Below are 18,933 nucleotides of genomic sequence, written 5' to 3'. Positions count from 1 at the left end.
ACCGGTCCCCCTACCACCGTACGGCCGTGAAGTCGATGGGCTCCTGACGCAGCGAGCGGGTGCGCCGCGCCAGCGCGAGCAGGCGGCGGGACATCTCGTCGGCGGGCAGCCGCATCCGGTCGCCGTGGCCCGGCAGCACCCATTCGAAGCGCAGCCCCGCGGCGGTGCGGGCCAGGGAGGCGGCCAGTTCCTCGATGGAGTACCAGGTCACGCTGTGCGCGACGGTCAGGTCGGCGAGCGACCGCGACCAGTAGAAGCTGTCGCCGCTGAAGCAGTAGCGGTCGTCCGCGAGGCAGAGCACGCTGCCCCGGGTGTGTCCGGGCAGTGGCTGCACGGTGACGCCCTCGCCCACTTCCACCGGGTCGAGGCCGCGGACCACGCGGTCCGCGTCGGGGGCGGCGTCGAGGTCGCCCTCGTGGATCCACAGCCGGGCACCGAACCGGTCGGCGTAGCGGCGGCCGTGGGCGGCGTGGTCGCGGTGGGTGAGCAGCACCTCGGTGATCCGTCCGAGGGCCGCGTAGCGGTCGGCCAGGGCAGGCGCCCAGCGCGGGGTGTCGATCATCATGAGGGCGCCGGAGGGGCGGCGCAGCAGATACGCGTTGGCGCCCGCGGTCCGCCGTGAGTTGTGGCCGCAGAGCAGCACGGTGTCGTCGAGGCGCAGCGGGAACGGATCGAGGCGCTGGTCGGCGGATCCGGCGGCCGGGCGGATCGAGCGGGTGGGGCAGGCGAAGACGGCGGCGTGCAGGCGCCGGACCTCCTCCTCGGTGCGCGGCTGCCGCAGGATCCGGGACCTGCCGTCCTCCTCGCCGATCAGGTCCGGCGCCAGTTGCCGGGCCACGTCGCAGTTGGTGCAGCGGTCGTCGACGTACCAGCCGTCCACAGCGGGACTCCTTCCGCGGGTGCGGCCCGGGCCGGGCCCACGTACCAGGATGACCCGCGCGAACCGGGACCGGTAGGGCGAGACGGTCTTGATTTCCGCCGCCGTCGACGCTCTGACCAGCGCGGAAAACAAGACAGAAGTGGCGTGATCGGCGTGGTCCCATTGCACGGGCGTGCGGCTCCGATCAAGGTCGGAGGGTGAGTACGTTCTCCCCGCAGCGCCCCGACCCCTCCGTCCCCGAACGGCCCGGTCTTCCCGCCCCGGGAGAACGCGGACGGTGGGCCTGCCCGCCCGGGGCCCGGCGGGCCCTCGCGCTGTTCGGCGCGGTCCGGCTGGCCGGGGCGGCGCTCGTGGTCGCGGTGAACGTGCTCACCGGCCGTTCGGTGCTCAAGGGCCTGGCGCACTCCTGGGACTCCGTCTGGTACCTGCACATCGCCACCCACGGCTATGGCACCCGGGTGCACATCACCAACGCGGGCGCGGTGCAGACCGACTGGGCGTTCTTCCCCCTCTACCCGGCGCTCATCCGGGCGTTCGACCACGTCCCCCTGCTGTCGCCGGGCGTGGCGGCGCTGCTGATCGCCTGGACCGCGACCGCGCTGGCCGCCCTCGGCGTCTACGCGATCGGATACCGGCTGCACGGCCGCGCGGTGGCCACGGCCATGGTCGCCCTGTGGGCGGTCCTGCCGCACTCGGTCGTCCTCACCCTCGCCTACACCGAGCCCCTGTTCATCGCGCTCGCCGTGTGGTCCCTGTACGCCCTGCTGGACCACCGCTGGCTGACGGCCGGCGTGCTGGCCGGGCTGGCGGGCCTGACCCGGCCCAACGGCTACGCGGCAGCCGCCGCGGTGCTCGGCGTCGCGGCGCTTCAGGTCGTGCGGCGGCGCGGCCGGGTGTCCTGGGGCCTGTGGGCCGGCGCCTGCGCGGCCCCGCTCGGCTGGACGGCGTACCTGCTGCTGGTCGGCCACCGCACGGGCGACCTGCTGCACGGCTACTTCCAGGTGCAGAGCGCCTGGGAGTCCCGGTTCGACCTGGGCCTGGGCACCCTGCGGTTCCTCGCGACGATGCCGCTGTTCGACGGCGGGATCGTCTACCCGGTGGCGCTGGCGGTGGTCGCGGCGGGCGTCCTCCTGTTCGGACTGCTGTGCCGGGACCGGGCGCCGCTGGCCCTGGTGCTGTTCACCGCCGCGCTGCTGCTGCCGGTGGTGGCGGTGTCGGGCCCCTTCGAGTCCAAGCCACGCTTCCTGCTGCCCGCCTTCCCGCTGCTGATCCCCGCGGCGCAGGCCCTCGTGCGGATGCGGCGCACCAATCCCGACGGCGCGCTGCGGCTGTGCTGGACCCTCGCGGGTTTCTCACTGCTGTACGGCACGTACGTGGCGACCTTCGCCAATCACTCGCCCTGAGCGCCCGTTGCGCCGAACGGGTAATGCGGCTGCTCCGTTCGGGTGCGAGCGTCAGCCGATCGGCCGCGTCCGGGCCGCTCAGGGCGTCCGCGCCGCTCCGGTACCGCGAGGATGTCGGATGACTGACGTCGGCGAACCTGAGAGCGCCGGGAGGCGTACGAGCTGTGAGCATTCTGAACGAGCCCAAGGGGCCGGCCGACACTTACGACAGTGAGGTCCCGGTGCGGCGCAAGCATCCGGGCAACGTCGTCGTGAAGTGGCTGACGACCACCGATCACAAGACGATCGGCACGCTGTATCTGGCGACGTCGTTCGCGTTCTTCCTCCTCGGTGGTCTGCTGGCGCTCGTCATGCGCGCCGAACTCGCCCGGCCCGGACTGCAGATCGTCTCCAAGGAGCAGTTCAACCAGGCGTTCACCATGCACGGCACGGTGATGCTGCTGATGTTCGCGACGCCCCTGTTCTCCGGCTTCACCAACTGGATCATGCCGCTGCAGATCGGCGCCCCCGACGTGGCGTTCCCGCGGCTGAACATGTTCGCCTACTGGCTGTACCTGTTCGGCTCGCTGATCGCGGTGGGCGGCTTCCTCACCCCGGACGGCGCGGCCGACTTCGGCTGGTTCGCCTACGCCCCCCTGCACAACCAGGTGTACTCGCCCGGTATCGGCTCGAACCTGTGGTTCATGGGTCTGGCCTTCTCCGGCTTCGGGACCATCCTCGGCTCGGTCAACTTCATCACCACCATCATCTGCATGCGCGCCCCGGGCATGACGATGTTCCGGATGCCGATCTTCACCTGGAACGTGCTGCTGACCAGTGTCCTCGTCCTGTTCGCCTTCCCGGTGCTGGCCGCCGCGCTCTTCGCCGCGGAGGTGGACCGGATCTTCGGGGCCCACATCTTCGACGCGGCCAACGGCGGCTCCCTGCTGTGGCAGCACCTCTTCTGGTTCTTCGGCCACCCCGAGGTGTACATCATCGCCCTGCCGTTCTTCGGCATCGTCTCCGAGGTCATCCCGGTCTTCTCGCGCAAGCCGATGTTCGGCTACATGGGTCTGATCGCGGCGACGATCTCCATCGCCGGGCTGTCCATCACGGTGTGGGCGCACCACATGTTCGTCACCGGTGGGGTGCTGCTGCCGTTCTTCTCCTTCATGTCCTTCCTGATCGCGGTACCGACCGGGGTGAAGTTCTTCAACTGGATCGGCACGATGTGGAAGGGCTCGCTGTCCTTCGAGACGCCGATGCTGTGGTCGGCGGGCTTCCTCGTCACGTTCCTCTTCGGCGGCCTGACCGGGGTGCTCCTGGCCTCCCCGCCGATGGACTTCCACGTCTCGGACTCGTACTTCGTGGTGGCCCACTTCCACTACGTGGTCTTCGGTACGGTCGTGTTCGCCATGTTCGCCGGCTTCCACTTCTGGTGGCCCAAGTTCACCGGCAAGATGCTGGACGAGCGCCTCGGCAAGCTCACCTTCTGGACGCTGTTCGTCGGCTTCCACACCACCTTCCTGGTGCAGCACTGGCTGGGCGCCGAGGGCATGCCGCGTCGGTACGCCGACTACCTGGCGGCCGACGGCTTCACCGCGCTGAACACGGTGTCCACCATCGGTTCGTTCCTGCTGGGCCTGTCGATGCTGCCGTTCCTCTACAACGTCTGGAAGACGGCGCGGTTCGGCGCGCCGGTCGGTGTGGACGACCCGTGGGGCTACGGCCGTTCGCTGGAGTGGGCGACCTCCTGCCCGCCGCCGCGCCACAACTTCCTGACCTTGCCGCGGGTCCGCAGCGAATCCCCGGCGTTCGACCTGCACCACCCCGACATCGCGCTGGCCGAGGCCGAGGCCCACAGCGCGCTCTGAGCGACCGAGGACTGCGGTGAGCGAACTGGCGCAGGGGGGAACCGGCGGGGAACTGGGCAACGAGGTGGAGGGGTACCTGCTCTGGCAGGCGCGGATCGCGGAGGCCGAGCAGCGTGCCCGGGAGTTCGCACGCCCCATGGAGTGGCTGACGAGCGCTCAGCGCGTGGAGATCGAGCAGTGCTACGTGGCGGACAGTCTGCTGCGCGCGAGGAAGGACCTGGAGCGGATCGCGGCCCGGTGCACGTCGCTGCGTGCGGAGTACGAGCACCGCTACGAGGAGCTGCGGCGGCGCTGCGTGGGCTGGACGCTGGCCGTGTGCGCGGGATGCGCCGCACTGGCGGCGCTGCTGCTGCTCGTGTGAGGCGGGGTCCGCGGGCTCAGCGGCGCCGATGGGCAGCGTCGATCAGCCCGTAGGTGACCAGGCCGTAGGCCAGGTGCGGGAGGGCGTCCGCGGTCCAGTCGGTGGCCGACCAGGTGCGGGGGTCGCTGACCCCGAGCCCGGCCATCGGGGCGTCGGTGAGGGCCATCGCCAGCGCGCCGGTGGCCGGTCCGCCCAGCCAGACGGGCGGGCGTACGCCGAGCCGGTGGAGCAGCGACGCGGCGACGCCGGCGCCGACACCGACGGCGATGCCAGCGAGCGCGCCCATACCGGACAACCGGTTGTCCCGGCCCTCCGTCTCGGGGACCGGATGACCGGCCTTCTCGGTGACCTTCTCGACCACGTCTTCGGGCGCGCTGCTGGAGGGCCGGCCCCGTAGCGCCATGTCCAGATAGGTCGCTGCGTTCAGGGCGGTGGTACCGGCGGCTCCGGCGGCGCAGCCACGCGCGATGCTGCGGAACATGCGGCTCCGGGTACCGCGGACGCACCGCTCGAAACGGGGCCGTCCGGCGGTGGACGGGGGCGCGCTGGTGCGTTGCCCGCCCACGGCGGAGGGGGCACACCGGGGCCGGACGCCCTGGTGTGCCCCCTCGTCGGCCGGGGCCCGGTGTCAGCGGCCGCGGCCCGCCGGATCGTGGGCGGAGGCGTCACGGGCACCCGGCAGCTGCCCGGAGCCGGCCGCGGCCTGAGCGGCCGGGTCCTGCTCGGCACGGTCGCCGTGGCCCGGCCACCAGGCCGCGTGGCCGATGAGCGCGGTGAGGCTCGGGGTGAAGAACATCGCCATCACGAACGCGGCGATCGCGATGCCGAACGAGACCGCGAAACCCATCTCCGTGAGCAGCGAGTTGCCCGCCAGCATCATCGTGGCGAAGGTGGCCGCCAGGATGAAGCCGGCCGCGGCGACCGTCGGCCCGGCGTGCCGCAGCACCATGCCGGCCGCCTCGCGGGGTTCGCGGCCCTCGCGGGCCTCCTCCCGCAGCCGGGCGATCATGAGGATGTTGTAGTCCGTGCCGATGGCGACCACGAAGAGATACATGATCACCGGGAGCATGAACATCAGGCCGGAGTGCCCCTCCCCCTTCTGGAAGATCCACACCGTGGCACCCAGGGTGGCACCGAAGCCGAGGCCCACCGAGGCCATCAGGTACCAGGGGGCCACCACGCTGCGCAGCAGCAGACCGAGGATGACCATGATGAGGACGGCGGCGACGGGGAACACCGTGCGGTAGTCGTGGTTGACCGCCGTGTCGATGTCCTTGTAGATCGAGGACATGCCGCCGACCAGCGCCTCGGTGCCGGCGGGCGCGCCCGCGTGCGCGGCGTCGCGCACCCGCTGCACGGCGTCGATCGCCTGGTCCGTGGACGCCTCGTACTTGAGGGTCACGGTGAAGTCCGCGGTGGTGCCGTCCTTGTTGAGCTGGCTCATCCGGACGGCCGCGACGCCGTCCACCGAGCCGAGCTTGCGCGAGTACGCGGTGAAGCCGCTCTTGTCCAGCGGCTTCCCGTCCGTGCTGGAGAGGTAGACGTCGGTGGGCGCGGCGGCGCCCGCCGAGTACGCCTTCTGCATCTGGTCCTGGACGACCATCGACTCCTTGGTCTTGGGCATCGAGCCCGAGGCCAGGTCGAAGGTGGCCTTGTAGCCGAGGGTGCCGGCCGACAGCGCGAGCAGGACGAGTCCGGAGGCGACGGCGGTCAGCGCGGGACGGCGCCGCACCGCGCGGCCGAGCGCGGCGAACCGGGCGTTCTCCGGCTCCTTCTGCCAGGACTTGGAGGGCCAGAAGACCTTGGGGCCGATCAGCGAGACCACGGCCGGGATCAGGGTCAGGCCCGCGACCAGGGTGGCGGCCACCGCGATGGCGAGCGCGGGGCCCATCTGCTTGAGGAAGCCCAGTGTGGACAGGACCAGCGCGAGGAAGGCGATGATGACCGCCCCGGCGGCGGAGGCGATGGCCTCGCCGACCCGGCCGACCGCGTTGACCATGGCCTCCTTGGGTTCGTCGCCGGCCCGCAGGCGTTCGCGGTAACGGAACATCAGGAACAGGAAGTAGTCCGTGCCGACGCCGAAGAGGACCACGATCAGGATGGACGAGATGGAGCTGTTGGCCTGGAGGCCGAAGAGCTTGGTGGCGTAGGCGATCAGTCCGTTGGCGACGGCCGACACGAGGCCGATCAGGACCAGGGGCAGGACGGCCAGGATGGGCGCCCGGAAGATGATCAGCAGGGTCACCAGGATGATGGCGAAGGTGCCGAAGCCGATCAGCGCCTGGCCGCGCTTGGAGGAGTCCTGCTGGTCGAGGGCCTGTGCGGCCGACCCGCCCAGCTTGACGTCGAGGTGGGTGCCCTTGGCCAGTTGCTTGACGTCGTCGCGCAACGTCTTGGCCGCGTCGGCCTGTTTGGGCTGGCCGGCGTTCTTGCTGTCCATCTGAACCAGGGTCAGGGCGTACCTGCCGTCCTTCGACGGCGGGCCGGGGACCACCTTCTGCACCTGATCGATCTTCTTCTCGCCCAGTTCGGTGGTGATCCGGGCGATGTCCTTCTGGTCGGCGGCGGTCAGCCGGCCGCCGTCGGTGCGCTGGTAGAGCGCGATCGCGGACGGCGTGAAGGCGCTGGGGAACGCCTTCTGCTGGAGGTCCGCGGCTTTGATCGACTCGTAACTCTTGGGCAGAAAACTGCTCTCGTCACTGTTCGAGGGCAGGCCCGGGGCGGTGGCGACGATCGCCACCGCGGCGATCAGCCATGCCACGATCGTCCAGACCGGGTGCCGGACGACGGCAGCGCCAATACGTCGGAACATGCGGGAGGGTCCTCCTGGGAAGGAAGATCACCGCAGCCCGGGGAGCGGTCCCTGGCATCGGCGACCCCGACCGGCCGCTGCGAGACGAGCCGGTCGAATAGTTGTCTTAGCGGTCACATCGTAGTGACCGAAGATATGTTCTTCGCACTGGATTCCCGTTGCCCGGTACCGCACTTGAAACGGACCAAACACCTCCGGAAAAAGGGCGCGCGCGCATTCCCCCGTGCCGACGCCCGTGTGACGGCCTTTCGTTTGAGCGGAAGTCAGGCCCGCGTGCCGGCCAGGGCGGTGCGGGACCGGCCGCGCACCTCGGCGATCACCCGGGCGCCCCGGTCCGGGGCGGTGTCGAGCCGGTCCAGGACGGACGGGACGGCGATGGCCGGGAGCAGGTGGTCGAAGAGCGCCGCCATGCGCTCGTCCAGATCGGCCCAGTCGGCGAGGGCCTGGGAGACCAGTTGCACTCCGGTCCACGCGCCGAGGAAGACCTGCGCGGACTCCTCGGGCACCACGTGCGCCAGTACCTCGCCCCTGGACTTGGCCTCCGCCAGCCGGGCCGCGGTGAACTCGGCCCAGGCGGGCCAGGCGCTGCCGAAGACGTTCCGGCCCCGGAGGTCGGCCGACAGCCGGACGCCGGCCAGCAGCAGGGGTTCGCGGGGCAGCCGGTCGGCCAGCGTCATGCCCGCGTCCACCCATTCCTGGAGCTTCAGTTCGCGGGGGACGTGGTACTCCGTCGATATCTGTTCCTGGAGCACGCCCCGGGCGAGGGCCGCCTTGGAGTCGAAGTGGAAGTACAGGGCGCCCTTGGTGACGCCGGCCCGGTTGAGGATCTCGGCGATGGTGGCCGCCGCGTAGCCGCGCTCGGCGAAGACCGCGGCGGCGGCTTCGAGGACGGCGCGTCGGGTCCGGACAGCTCGCTCCTGCTGAGCCATGGACCCTCCTCAAGCTGAACGTTAAACCAAACAGCTCGTACCCTACCCCACGGTCACCCGGCGAAAAGGTGTCCGGACACGGTCGAGCGGGGGTCGGTCGCGCGCGGCCGACCGGGATGTGATAAGGCGAGACAAGTGAGGTCGCGGGGAACCGGGTTGCCGACTCCCGCTCGCCCGGCCCCCGCGTCCGGTTCGGACCGCGGTGCCACCGCGTCGTCTCGACGCCCGCCCCTGGAGGACGCCATGCGCGTCGTGATCACCGGATCCACCGGACTCATCGGTTCCGCCCTCGTCCGCTCGCTGCTGGCCGACGGCCATCAGGTCGTCCGGCTCATGCGGGCCTCCTCGTCCCACGCCCCGCGCGACGGCAGCGAGTCGGCGCGCTGGGACCCCGCCGGGGGCGTGCTCGCGAAGGGGGCGCTGGACGGCGCGGACGCGGTGGTGCACCTGGCCGGGGCGGGCATCGGGGACCGGCGGTGGACGGCCGCGTACCGGCGGGAGATCCGGGACAGCCGGGTGCACGGCACCCATACGATCGCCCGGGCCTGCGCCGCCTCGGCCGTGCCCCCGCGGGTGCTGGTGTCGGCGTCCGCGACCGGCTACTACGGCGACACCGGCGAGCGGATCACGGACGAGAGCGCTCCGGCCGGAACCGACTTCCTGGCCTCCGTCTGCGTCGAGTGGGAGGCCGCCGCGGGCCCGGCCCGGGAGGCGGGCATCCGGGTGGTGCACCCCCGCACCAGCCTGGTGGTCTCCGCCCGGGGCGGTGCCTTCGGGCGGATGCTGCCGCTGTTCCGCCTGGGCCTGGGCGGGCGGCTCGGCTCCGGCGACCAGTACTGGCCGTTCATCTCGCTGACCGACCAGGTCGCGGCCCTGCGGTTCGCCCTCGGCACCGAGTCGCTGTCCGGGCCGGTCGACTTCACGGCGCCGCATCCGCTGACGAACCGGGCGGCGACGCAGGCACTGGGCCGCGCCCTGCACCGCCCGGCCCTCACCCCCGTGCCCTCCTTCGCGCTGCGCGCGGCGCTGGGCGACCTGGCCACGAGCATCACCAACAGCGCGCGCGTGGTCCCGACCGCCCTGCTGAAGGCGGGTTTCACGTTCCGGCACCCGCACTTCGAGCAGGCGCTGGAGTCGGTGCTCCACGGCGCCGACTGAGCCGCAGCCGGCCGCGACGCGGGCGGTGTGCCGCGCCCGGGGGCCGCACACCGCCCGCGTCATCGGGCTCAGCGGTGGTGGTGGCCGCCCGGGCGCGGGTGGGTCACCACGCGGCGCTGCCCCCAGGAGATCTCGTCGACGAGACGGCCCCGGTCGTTGCGCAGCTTGGCGCGGTCCGCCTTGCGCCACACCTCGGACCGCCGGTCCTGGTACAGGTCGGTACGGGTGTCACGGCCCACCCCCGTGTGGACGCGGACGGTGGCGTGAGCACCGAGCGAGTAGTGGCGGAAGGTGAAGGTGCGGCCCGCGGCGTCGGACAGCGTCCAGCCGTTCAGGCTGACCGCCCGGCGCGACTCGTTGCTCACGGCCACCCACTGCCGGTTCAGTGCGGCGTTGGAACGCGCGCCCCGGCCCGTGGAGTCGTACCGGACGCCGCTGATGTACACCACGCCGTGCGCACGGCCCGAGTGATGGCCGGCGGCCGCGGCCGGCAGCGCGGTGGCGCCGACGACGGCCGCCGCGACGGCGGAGGCGGCGGTCAGACGGCGGAAGGCGGGGAGAACGGAAACGGACACGGAGGTCCCCCTTTTCGCAGGGTGTGTGGTGCTGGTGACGACCGGGTGGCCGCACATCCGAACTCTGCGGTTTTTCCGGACGGTTCCGGGGGGAAAACGAAACGCATTGCCGTTCCTTCGCGTTTCCATGACTCCTGCCGGTATCCACCGGTTGTCTCGGGTATGAACAGATTGACCTTTGTTCGGAGGACATCGTGTGCCGACTGTTCGGCCTGACCAGCTCCCCCCGGCGCACGCACGCCACCTTCTGGCTGCTGGAGGCACCCGACAGCCTCAGCGCGCAGAGCCACCGCGAGCCGGACGGCACCGGGCTCGGATACTTCACGCCCGACGGCACACCCGAGGTGCACAAGGCCCCGATCGCCGCCTACGAGGACCGCTCCTTCGCCGAGGAGGCCCGCGAGGAGGAGTCGGCCACCTTCCTCGCGCACATCCGCTACGCCTCGACCGGCGGCCTGGACGTCCGCAACACGCACCCGTTCGAGCAGCGCGGGCGGCTGTTCGCGCACAACGGGGTGATCGAGGGACTGGACCTGCTCGACCGTCACCTGGGCGCGGACCGCTCCCTGGTGCGGGGCGACACCGACTCCGAGCGCTTCTTCGCCCTCGTCACCCGGGAGACCGAGGCACACGGCGATGACGTGTCCGCCGGGCTGCTGACCGCGGCGCGCTGGGTCGCCGCGAATCTGCCGCTGTTCGCACTGAACGTCATCCTCGTCACGCCCGGCGAGCTGTGGGCCCTGCGCTATCCCGCCACCCATGAGCTGTACGTCCTGGAGCGGCCGGCCGGCGGCCACCACGGCTCACGCCATCTCGACCACACCGGCCGGCACGGCAGGCTGCGGGTGCACTCGGCGGCCCTGGCCGGCTCACCGTCCGTCGTCGTGGCCAGCGAGCGCATGGACGAGAACCCGCACTGGCGGCTGCTGGCCCCCGGTGAACTGCTGCACGTGGGCCCCGATCTGCGGACCACGTCCCGGATCGCCCTGCCGGACCCGCCGGCGCATCCGCTCACCCTCGCCGACCTGCGCCCCGACGCGGCTGCCTCCCAGCGGCCCGTCTGACCGCACCCGGGCGCTCAGGAGTCGGAGTCGGGCTTGCTCCGGGCCTGTGCGTACGCCTGGCTGGGGGTCATGGAGACACCGTTCAGCTCGACCGTCTTGTACGGGCTGACCTTGGCGCAGGTCTTGGCCTGGTCGGCGGTGGAGGCGTGGGCGTCGGACACCGCGGACTTGGTGTCGGCGGGGGCGGAGGAGCCGCCCGGGAAGCTGGTGCCGCTGCTCCAGTCGGCGCCGATGACCAGGGTCAGCCCGGTGCCGCCGCCCTGCTTCAGATGACCGGAGGGCAGGCCGAGCGCCTTGGCGACCGTCTGGGCCTCGCCCTTCTGTCCGCTGCCGTAGGTGAGCGTGGTGGCCGACGCGGCGCTCGGCGCGTTGGCCGTCGTGGTCGCGGAGCTGAAGCCCTGGTCGGTCAGGGCGGTGGCGATCTGCGAGGCGCGGCCGGTCACCGGGGTGCCGTTCTCCACCGTCACCGCGATCTGGGCGGCCGGCACGCTCGGCGCGGAGGGCTTCTTGGTGGCCGCGGCCGCCGCGGACTTGCCGCCGGACCCGGTGGTCAGGGACTGGTCGTTGGCGATGGTGGCGAAGAGGGCCTTGGCCCCGGCGCCCACCACCACGCGGTTGTCGTTGTTCGGATCCGCGCCGGTCTGCATGGTCGTGAAGGTGATGCGCTTGGTGGGCACCTTGTTCACGTCCGAGGCGAGGGCGATCAGCTTCTTCACGCTGCCCAGGCCGTCGTCCACGGTGAGCGCCTTGGTCGCGGCGTCCGCGAGGCCGTAGACCGCCGTGGGGTCGGTCAGCGTGCCCGCGCTCTTGAACTTGCGGATCATCGCGCTGAGGAAGATGTGCTGGGAGATCGTTCGGCCGAGGTCGCTGCCGTCGCCGAAGCCGTGCCGGGAGCGGACGAACTCCAGCGCCGCGACGCCCTTGAGGGTGTGGGTGCCCTTGGACAGCTTCAGGTGCGAGTAGGTGTCGTAGACGTCGTCGCTGACGCACACCGGGACACCGCCGACCGCGTCGGACATCTTGACCACGCCGGAGAAGTCCAGCTTCACGAAGTGGTCGATGGTGATGCCGGTGAGCTGGTGGACGGTGGCCACCTGGCAGGCGGGGCCGTACTGGAGGGCGCTGTTGATCTGGCCGTAGTAGCCGGGCGTCGACTGGCCGTTCTCGCTGTTCTTGCAGGCCGGCACCTGGGTCATGGTGTCGCGCGGGATGCTCATCACGGTGGCGTTGGAGCGGTCGGCGGATATGTGGAGCACCATCTCCACGTCCGCGTTGCTGCCGCTCTGCACACCTGTCTTCGCGCAGCCGCCGCCGAGCTTGCAGTCCGCCGCGTTGGTGCGCCCGTCGGAGCCCATCACCAGGATGTTGATCGGGGTGCGGCCGAAGGCGTCCGCCTTCTCGGTGCCGCCCTTGCCGTCGAGGGACAGGCTGTGGATGTTGCCGTTCAGGTGGTCGTAGAACCACCAGCCCGCGCCCGCCGTGATCACGATCAGCGCCGACAGGGACATGGCGAGAATCTTCAGCACACGTTTGGCGCGTCCCACCGGACGGGCCCGGCGGGCACGCTTGCCGCCGCGTGAGCGGGCCGCCGCGCGGGCCGCGGCCCGGCCGCCCTGGGGCCGCTCCGCGTCGGGCCCGGCCGCGCGCTGCCCCGGCACCCGCCGGTCCCGGCGGCGCGTGGCCTGGCCTGCCTGCCCGTCCCACGGGTCGCTCATCTCCCACTCCCCTGAACGGTCGGGCCGGGCCGCCGACGGTGCGGCCGGGCGTGCGCGGTGGCGTACGAGGTGGTGACATGCCGCCCCGCATCGATTGCGTAGTTGCGCAATCTAACAAACCCCTGGCCCGGAGCAGCAGTGATGCACACGAGATTCACAGGTGAGGCACCCCGTCGCTGCGACGCGACCGGCCCGAGCGGTACGGCAGCGGGAGTCTACGCGCCCCTTCTGTGACCCAGGCGAACGGGCGCCGTTCTTTATCCGGCCCATATGCCCTGATGATCGCGGCGGCGGGGCCGCTCCCGGCTCTCTCAGCCGCCGGTTGTGCGCAGCCCGCGCAGCGGGGCGGCATTGTGCCGGGTGCGCGCGGTGAGCTGACCGACCATCACACGGACGAGGGTCACCACGTCCGGATCGTCGATGTAGTAGATCTGCCGTCTGCCCTCGCGGCGGGAGCGCACGAGTCCGGCGAGCTTCAGCTTGGCCAGGTGCTGGCTGACCGCGGGCAGCGCGCCGCCGACCCGGTCGGCGAGATGGGTGACATCACTCTCGCCCTGTGACAGGGCCCACATCAGGTGCAGCCGGGCAGTCGAGGCGAGCAGTCCGAACGCGGCGGCGGCCTCGGCCAGCACCTCGGCGGGCGGGTCGTCATGACCCCCGGCCCTGTCCGTCACAGCCCTCTCCCGTCCCCGCCCTCCGCACAGCCGACGCGGGTGCGCCGACCCAGTGTAGGCGTCCGGTCCCAGCGGCCGCGGACGGTCGCCGGGACCGGACGGCCGCCGGGGGACGGGACGCGTCAGTCCTCGTAGAAGTTGTTGACCACGACGTCCGGTTCGTCGTCGTCGAACGCCTCGTTCAGCAGCGCGCCGCCGACGAGGCCGGCCGCACCGGCGCCGATGAGCGCGCCCGCGCCGAAGCGGCGGCCGCCCTGCTGTTCATGGTGGTGGTGGTCGTCGTACGGCTGCCCGTACCCCGGCTGCGGATAGCCCTGCTGGGGGTACCCCTGCTGCGGGTAGCCCTGGGGCACGGGCTGGGGGTAGCCCTGCTGCGGCGGGGTGTAGAAGGGCGGCGCGGTGGTCTGCACCCGCTGGGCGCAGGCGCCGCAGGTCTGGACGGGCCGGGGCACGCCCCACTGCGGGGACCAGGTCACGGTGGTCACGCCCGGGCCGTGGTTGGGGTCGAAGAAACAGGTCATGGGGGAACTCCCGGTGGGATACGGGGACGGGGCGGACACGGGGGCGGGCGGGACGACGGCGGGCGCAACGGCGGGTGCGGCGTACGGATCCGGAGCCTGCGGCGGCTTCGACGCGAGGTCCGGGGCCGGGGCCGGCGCGGCGGCCGGGACGGGGCCCGGGGCCGCGGGCGGGGCCGGTTCCGGCGCCGGCGGAGCCGCCTCCCGCAGCACGTCCACGCCGTAGTCGCAGGCGATCCCCGCGAGCCCCGAGGCGTAGCCCTGGCCGACCGCGCGGAACTTCCACTCCGCGCCGTGCCGGTACAGCTCGCCGAGGACCAGGGCGGTCTCGCCGGACAGGGCGGCGCCGGTCAGCTCGTAGCGGGCCAGCTCGGTGCCGCCGTCCTCGTCCAGGACGCGGATGTGGGCGCGGTGGACCTGCTCGAAGGTGTGGCCGCGGGCCGCCGCCTCGTACAGGGAGACCGGGAAGACGACCTTCTCCACGGCGTCCGGGAGCCGGGCGAGGTCGACCCGGATCCGCTGGTCGTCCCCGTCGGCCGGGTGGCCCTGGCCGGAGTGCCGGACCGAACCGTCGGGGCTGCTCGGGTTGTTGAAGAACACGAAGTGTTCGTCGGACAGCACCTTCCCCGAGCCGTCGCACAGCAACGCACTGGCGTCCGGCTCATAGCCGGTGTCCGCCTGCCAGCCCAGCCCGACCGTCACGGCAGTCAGACCGGGGGCCTGCCTGCTCAGCGACACGTTGCCGCCCTTGGTCAGGATCGCGCTCATGCAAGTCCTCCACAGCTGCCCCGGAAAACGCGTCCATGATGATCAACGGGTCCCGGCCCGCGTCGGTTCCAGGTCGCGCGCATGAAGTCGGTCGGACATTCAGAGGTGCGCGGCGATCGCGGGGAGCAGGTCCTGGAAGGTCCGCCCCGAGGCCGGTTCGCCGATGGCCTGCAACTGCCAGCCGCTGCCCCCGCGATGCAGCTTGGCCATGATCTGCGCCGTGTACGCGCCGCCGCCGCTGAGCGTGTAGCGGGCGAGTTCCCCGCCGGTCTGCTCGTCGACCAGCCGGCAGAACGCGTTCTGCACCTCGCCGAAGGTCTGCCCCGTGAAGGAGTTGACCGTGAAGACGATCTGGTCGACGTGGCCGGGGACACGGGCGAGGTCGACCAGGATGACCTCGTCGTCGTCCCCGGCCCCCGCGCCGCCGACGAGGTTGTCGCCGAGGTGTCGCACGGAGCCGTCGTCGCTGGCCAGGTGCTGGAAGAAGACGACGTCGACGGGCTGCCCGCCCGCGAACAGCACGGCGGAGGCGTCGAGGTCGATCTCCCGGGTGCCGGCCAGCTTGGCCAGGAACCCCTTGCGCGGTGCGGCCTGCCAGCCCAGGCCCATCCGGACGGCGCTCAGCGCGCCACCGTCCGCCTTGTCGAGGCTGATCCGCTGACCCTTGCTCAGATTGACCGACACGGGTGTACTCCCTCTCGCTCGCCGGGTGGTGCGGGTGTCAGACGTTGACGCCGAAGTCGCCGGCGATGCCCGCGAGTCCGGAGGCGTAGCCCTGGCCGACCGCGCGGAACTTCCACTCCGCGCCGTTGCGGTACAGCTCGCCGAAGACCATCGCGGTCTCGGTGGAGGCGTCCTCGGACAGGTCGTAGCGGGCGATCTCGGCTCCGCCGGCCTGGTTGACGACCCGGATGAAGGCGTTGCGGACCTGGCCGAAGCTCTGGCCGCGGTTCTCGGCGTCGTGGATGGAGACGGGGAAGACGATCCGCTCGACCTCGGCGGGCACGGCCGTCAGGTTCACCTTGATGGTCTCGTCGTCGCCCTCGCCCTCACCGGTGAGGTTGTCGCCGGTGTGCTCGACCGAACCGTCGGGGCTGGTGAGGTTGTTGTAGAAGACGAAGTGCCGGTCGGAGACGACCTTGCCCGAGGCGTCCAGCAGCAGCGCGGAGGCGTCCAGGTCGAAGTCGGTGCCCGTGGTGGTGCGCACGTCCCAGCCCAGCCCGACGAGCACCGCGCTGAGACCGGGCGCCTCCTTGCTCAGCGACACGTTGCCACCCTTGGACAGGGAAACACCCATGGTTCGTCCTTCCACGCACGGTCGGTACGGATCCGGCCCCCGGATCCGATCTTGAATCTACAACACTGTAGAAGTTGATGCGGGTACGGCACGGACGGCGCCCGCGTGAGGAGCGTGATCCGGCCACGCGCGTGCCCTCTGTACGATGTGACGCTCCTTCGGCGCGAGGAGTTGAGGCAGGGCCGGGGCGGACGGGTGACAGAGGGGAGACAGCGGGTGACGGAGCCGGACGCGCACCGCCGGCGCAGGGCGCACGGGGCGTTGGAGACACGGGTGCTCGCCGCGCTGCACGAGGCCGGCGGCCCGGTGACCGCGGGCTGGGTGCAGGAGCACCTCGCCGCGGGCCTCGCCTACACGACCGTGATGACGGTGCTGGGCCGGTTGCTGGCGAAGAAGGCCGTCACCCGCAGGCGTGAGGGGCGGTCCTTCGTCTGGTTGCCGGCCGCGGACGAGGCGGGGCTGGCCGCGCTGAAGATGCGCCGGGTCCTGGACGGCGAGCAGGACCGGCGGGCGGTGCTGGCCAGTTTCATCACCGCGCTGCCGGAGGGCGACGAGCGACTGCTGCGGGAACTGCTGGAGCACAGCGAGGGCGACGGCTGAGACACGCATGGGAATCTTCGTCTTCCTGCCCCTGGTGCTGCCGTTGACGGCCTGGCCGATCGCGCGGCTGGCCGAACCCCGGCTGCACCCGCGCACCGCGACCGTGCTGCTGACCTCGGTCGCCACCGTGATGGCGCTGTGCAGCACGCTGTGCCTGGCCCTGCTGATGGTGGTCGGCACGGCCCAACTGCCCGGAAATCCGCTGCCGGACGGCTGGTCCGACCCCGAGGTGCGCGAGAGCGTGCCCCGGCACGAGATCACGGGCAAGGCGGCGATCCCCGCGCTGCTCGCGGTCGTCGCCGCGTGCGGCCGTGCCCTCGTCCGTCATGCGCGGGTGCGCCGGCGGGCCCACCGGGCGCTCACGGGGCTGCCGGACACCCGGGTGGCGGTGCTGCCGGACCCGGCGCCGTACGCCTACGCCCTGCCGGGCGGCCGACGGGACCGGATCGTGGTGTCCACGGCCATGCTCGCGTCCCTGACGTCACGGGAGCGCCGCGCCCTGTTCGCGCACGAGCGCGCCCATCTCGCCGCCCGGCACCACCGCCATCTGCTGCTGGCCCGGCTGGCCGCCTGCGCCAACCCGTTCCTGCTGCCGCTGTGCACGGCGGTGGCGTACACGGCGGAGCGATGGGCGGACGAGGAGGCCGCGCGGGCGGTGGGCAGCCGCAGGGTGGTGGCCCGCGCGATCGGCAGGGCGGCGCTGGCCGGCACCCGCGGGGCGCCCGCGCCGACGCTGCCCGCGCTCGCCGCGCCCGGACCGCTCCCCCGCCGGGTCGCCGCCCTGCTCGGACCGGCCCCGGCCGCGCGCGCCTGGCCGTCCCTGTTCACGGCGGCCGGTCTCGCGGTGTGGACCGCGACCACCGGGGCCGCCCTGTCCGCCATGTTCTCCGCCAACTCGGCGCTCACGCTGCTGCTCGTGCTGCACGCGGCCACCCCCCTGTGAGCCGGGCGGGCCGCCGGGGAGAATCACGGCCATGACCGTCACCACGGACCGGGCCGCCGCCCGCCGCAGCCTGGAGGGGCTGGCGCTCGGCGACGCCTTCGGCGAACGCTGGTTCCCCCTGTTCCGCGAACCGCGCCAGGCCCTGTGCGAGATCCGCGCCCGGCGCACGCCCGAGGAAGAGCCCTGGCACTGGACCGACGACACCGCGATGGCCCTGGCCCTGCTGCGGGTGCTGGACACCCACGGGGAGGTGCGCCCGCGCGAACTGGCGCTGGCCTTCGCGCTCGGCTACGACGCCGATCCCGCCCGCGGATACGGCCACGGGATGCACCAGTTGCTGCCGCGGCTGCTGCGAGCGCCGCAGGAGTGGCCGCGGCTCGCGCGCGAACTGTTCGGCGGTGAGGGCAGCCTCGGCAACGGCGCGGCCATGCGGGTGGCGCCGCTGGGCGCGTTCTTCCACGCCGACCCGGAGCGGGTCGTCACCGAGGCGACGCGCTCGGCGGAGGTCACCCACGCCCATCCCGAGGGTGTGGCCGGCGCCGTCGCGGTGGCGGTCGCGGCCGCGCTGTCCGCGCGGGGCGGCCTGAGCGTCGCCGACGTGGCGGCCCTGACCCCGGCGGGATCGGTCCGCGAAGGGCTGGCCCGGGCCGCCGAGGTGCCGTTCACCACCGAGCCGTGGCGGGCCGCGGACCTCCTCGGCAACGGGCAGCGGATCCGGGCCGACGACACGGTCCCGTTCGCCGTGTGGTGCGCCGCCCGCCACCCCGGCGACCTCGCCTCCGCCCTGTGGACCACGGCGGAGGGGTTCGGCGACGTGGACACCACCTGTGCCATCGCGGGCGGCGTCGTCGCCGCCCGCACCGGCGTCGTCGGTGTGCCACGCGAGTGGCTGGAACGCCGGGAGCCGCTTCCGGGGACGGGTGGCGACGGGCCCGCATCCTCGGCGGAATCCGGGGCAGGCGGCACGTGAACGGGTCCGCCCGGGGACCTTCGGACACGCGTGAGGTAAGTGTGGCAGGCAGTGGGAGCACCGACGAACCAGTGGAACCGGACGGGCTGTCGGTCGACCGGAACCCGGTCGGCGGGGTCACCGTGGTCACGGTGACCGGCGAGGTCGACCACCGGACCGCGGGCACGCTCCGGAGCGCGTTGATGCCCGCTGATCCCGGCCCGGCGCCGCGCACGGTCGCCGACCTCTCCGGGGTGGGGTTCATGGACTCCAGCGGCATCAACGTCCTCATAGCCGCCCATCAGGCGCACGAGGCGGGCGGCTGGCTGCGGCTGGCCGGGGTGCGCAGGCCCGTGCTGCGCACCCTGGAGATGGTCGGCCTCACCGGCCTGCTCGCCTGTTACCCGAGCGTGCGGGCCGCGTTGGACGCCTGA

General features: G+C 72.3%; 19 protein-coding genes. 9 read left to right on the top strand and 10 right to left on the bottom strand.

The features are described from left to right. Positions 1-10: 10 nt before the first annotated feature. Positions 11-880, bottom strand: a complete 870-nt coding sequence (locus tag HZZ00_RS15085; protein WP_180332662.1) for an MBL fold metallo-hydrolase — start codon at positions 878-880, stop codon at positions 11-13. A 197-nt stretch (positions 881-1,077) separates the two neighbouring features. Between HZZ00_RS15085 and HZZ00_RS15080 the strand changes: the two genes are divergently transcribed. The 3 genes from HZZ00_RS15080 (at position 1,078) to HZZ00_RS15070 (ending at position 4,497) form a co-directional block, all read left to right on the top strand. After that, positions 1,078-2,283 (top strand): mannosyltransferase family protein, encoded by a 1,206-nt coding sequence (locus tag HZZ00_RS15080; RefSeq protein WP_180332661.1) that lies wholly within the window; start codon positions 1,078-1,080, stop codon positions 2,281-2,283. Positions 2,284-2,447: 164 nt separating this feature from the next. Beyond that, positions 2,448-4,136 carry a cytochrome c oxidase subunit I gene (gene ctaD / locus HZZ00_RS15075; RefSeq protein WP_180332660.1) on the top strand — a complete coding sequence of 563 codons (1,689 nt, stop codon included), beginning with the start codon at positions 2,448-2,450 and terminating at the stop codon, positions 4,134-4,136. Between the two features lie 16 nt (positions 4,137-4,152). Next, positions 4,153-4,497 carry a cytochrome C oxidase subunit I gene (locus tag HZZ00_RS15070; RefSeq protein ID WP_257585808.1) on the top strand — a complete coding sequence of 115 codons (345 nt, stop codon included), beginning with the start codon at positions 4,153-4,155 and terminating at the stop codon, positions 4,495-4,497. Positions 4,498-4,513: 16 nt separating this feature from the next. On the opposite strand, the gene HZZ00_RS15065 is transcribed toward HZZ00_RS15070, so the two are convergent. The 3 genes from HZZ00_RS15065 to HZZ00_RS15055 form a co-directional block, all read right to left on the bottom strand. Beyond that, positions 4,514-4,978, bottom strand: a complete 465-nt coding sequence (locus HZZ00_RS15065) for a hypothetical protein (RefSeq protein ID WP_180332659.1) — start codon at positions 4,976-4,978, stop codon at positions 4,514-4,516. 147 nt (positions 4,979-5,125) lie between these two features. After that, the gene (locus tag HZZ00_RS15060; RefSeq protein ID WP_180332658.1) at positions 5,126-7,309 is read right to left on the bottom strand and encodes an MMPL family transporter; all 2,184 of its coding nucleotides are present in this window, start codon (positions 7,307-7,309) and stop codon (positions 5,126-5,128) included. Positions 7,310-7,572: 263 nt separating this feature from the next. Then, on the bottom strand, positions 7,573-8,238 hold the full coding sequence (locus HZZ00_RS15055) for a ScbR family autoregulator-binding transcription factor (RefSeq protein ID WP_070024868.1): 666 nt from the start codon (positions 8,236-8,238) through the stop codon (positions 7,573-7,575). Positions 8,239-8,481: 243 nt separating this feature from the next. On the opposite strand from HZZ00_RS15055, the gene HZZ00_RS15050 reads away from it, so the two are divergent. Continuing rightward, complete coding sequence (locus tag HZZ00_RS15050) at positions 8,482-9,396, top strand: TIGR01777 family oxidoreductase (RefSeq protein ID WP_180332657.1); 915 nt, start codon at positions 8,482-8,484, stop codon at positions 9,394-9,396. Positions 9,397-9,464: 68 nt separating this feature from the next. Here HZZ00_RS15050 and HZZ00_RS15045 read toward each other — a convergent pair whose 3' ends face one another. Further along, positions 9,465-9,971, bottom strand: a complete 507-nt coding sequence (locus tag HZZ00_RS15045) for a lamin tail domain-containing protein (protein WP_257585807.1) — start codon at positions 9,969-9,971, stop codon at positions 9,465-9,467. A 194-nt stretch (positions 9,972-10,165) separates the two neighbouring features. Here HZZ00_RS15045 and HZZ00_RS15040 point away from each other — a divergent pair, with 194 nt between their 5' ends. Beyond that, positions 10,166-11,035, top strand: coding sequence for a class II glutamine amidotransferase (locus HZZ00_RS15040; protein WP_180332655.1), 870 nt, complete (start codon positions 10,166-10,168; stop codon positions 11,033-11,035). A gap of 14 nt (positions 11,036-11,049) precedes the next feature. Here HZZ00_RS15040 and HZZ00_RS15035 read toward each other — a convergent pair whose 3' ends face one another. The 5 genes from HZZ00_RS15035 to HZZ00_RS15015 form a co-directional block, all read right to left on the bottom strand. Further along, positions 11,050-12,750 carry an LCP family protein gene (locus tag HZZ00_RS15035; protein ID WP_257585806.1) on the bottom strand — a complete coding sequence of 567 codons (1,701 nt, stop codon included), beginning with the start codon at positions 12,748-12,750 and terminating at the stop codon, positions 11,050-11,052. A gap of 311 nt (positions 12,751-13,061) precedes the next feature. Then, positions 13,062-13,424, bottom strand: coding sequence for a metalloregulator ArsR/SmtB family transcription factor (locus HZZ00_RS15030; RefSeq protein WP_180332654.1), 363 nt, complete (start codon positions 13,422-13,424; stop codon positions 13,062-13,064). A gap of 122 nt (positions 13,425-13,546) precedes the next feature. Beyond that, positions 13,547-14,710, bottom strand: a complete 1,164-nt coding sequence (locus HZZ00_RS39055; protein WP_180332653.1) for a TerD family protein — start codon at positions 14,708-14,710, stop codon at positions 13,547-13,549. Between the two features lie 99 nt (positions 14,711-14,809). After that, a complete protein-coding gene (locus HZZ00_RS15020) occupies positions 14,810-15,394 on the bottom strand; it encodes a TerD family protein (RefSeq protein ID WP_070024863.1) in 585 nt (194 codons plus the stop codon). Between the two features lie 37 nt (positions 15,395-15,431). Further along, entirely contained in the window at positions 15,432-16,007 is a 576-nt protein-coding gene (locus tag HZZ00_RS15015; protein WP_180332652.1) for a TerD family protein, read from the bottom strand. Positions 16,008-16,223: 216 nt separating this feature from the next. On the opposite strand from HZZ00_RS15015, the gene HZZ00_RS15010 reads away from it, so the two are divergent. The 4 genes from HZZ00_RS15010 to HZZ00_RS14995 all read left to right on the top strand — a co-directional run bounded on the left by HZZ00_RS15010 (position 16,224) and on the right by HZZ00_RS14995 (position 18,933). Then, on the top strand, positions 16,224-16,607 hold the full coding sequence (locus tag HZZ00_RS15010; protein ID WP_070024861.1) for a BlaI/MecI/CopY family transcriptional regulator: 384 nt from the start codon (positions 16,224-16,226) through the stop codon (positions 16,605-16,607). Between the two features lie 7 nt (positions 16,608-16,614). Next, complete coding sequence (locus HZZ00_RS15005; protein WP_180332651.1) at positions 16,615-17,550, top strand: M48 family metalloprotease; 936 nt, start codon at positions 16,615-16,617, stop codon at positions 17,548-17,550. A gap of 31 nt (positions 17,551-17,581) precedes the next feature. Further along, positions 17,582-18,520, top strand: coding sequence for an ADP-ribosylglycohydrolase family protein (locus HZZ00_RS15000; RefSeq protein WP_180332650.1), 939 nt, complete (start codon positions 17,582-17,584; stop codon positions 18,518-18,520). A gap of 71 nt (positions 18,521-18,591) precedes the next feature. Next, positions 18,592-18,933 carry an STAS domain-containing protein gene (locus HZZ00_RS14995; RefSeq protein WP_257585804.1) on the top strand — a complete coding sequence of 114 codons (342 nt, stop codon included), beginning with the start codon at positions 18,592-18,594 and terminating at the stop codon, positions 18,931-18,933.

This window comes from Streptomyces sp. NEAU-sy36 (assembly GCF_013423905.1).
GTDB lineage: Bacteria > Actinomycetota > Actinomycetes > Streptomycetales > Streptomycetaceae > Streptomyces > Streptomyces misionensis.
Note: the sequence above shows the minus strand (reverse complement) of the source record. Positions and strands in the feature narration are given on the sequence as shown.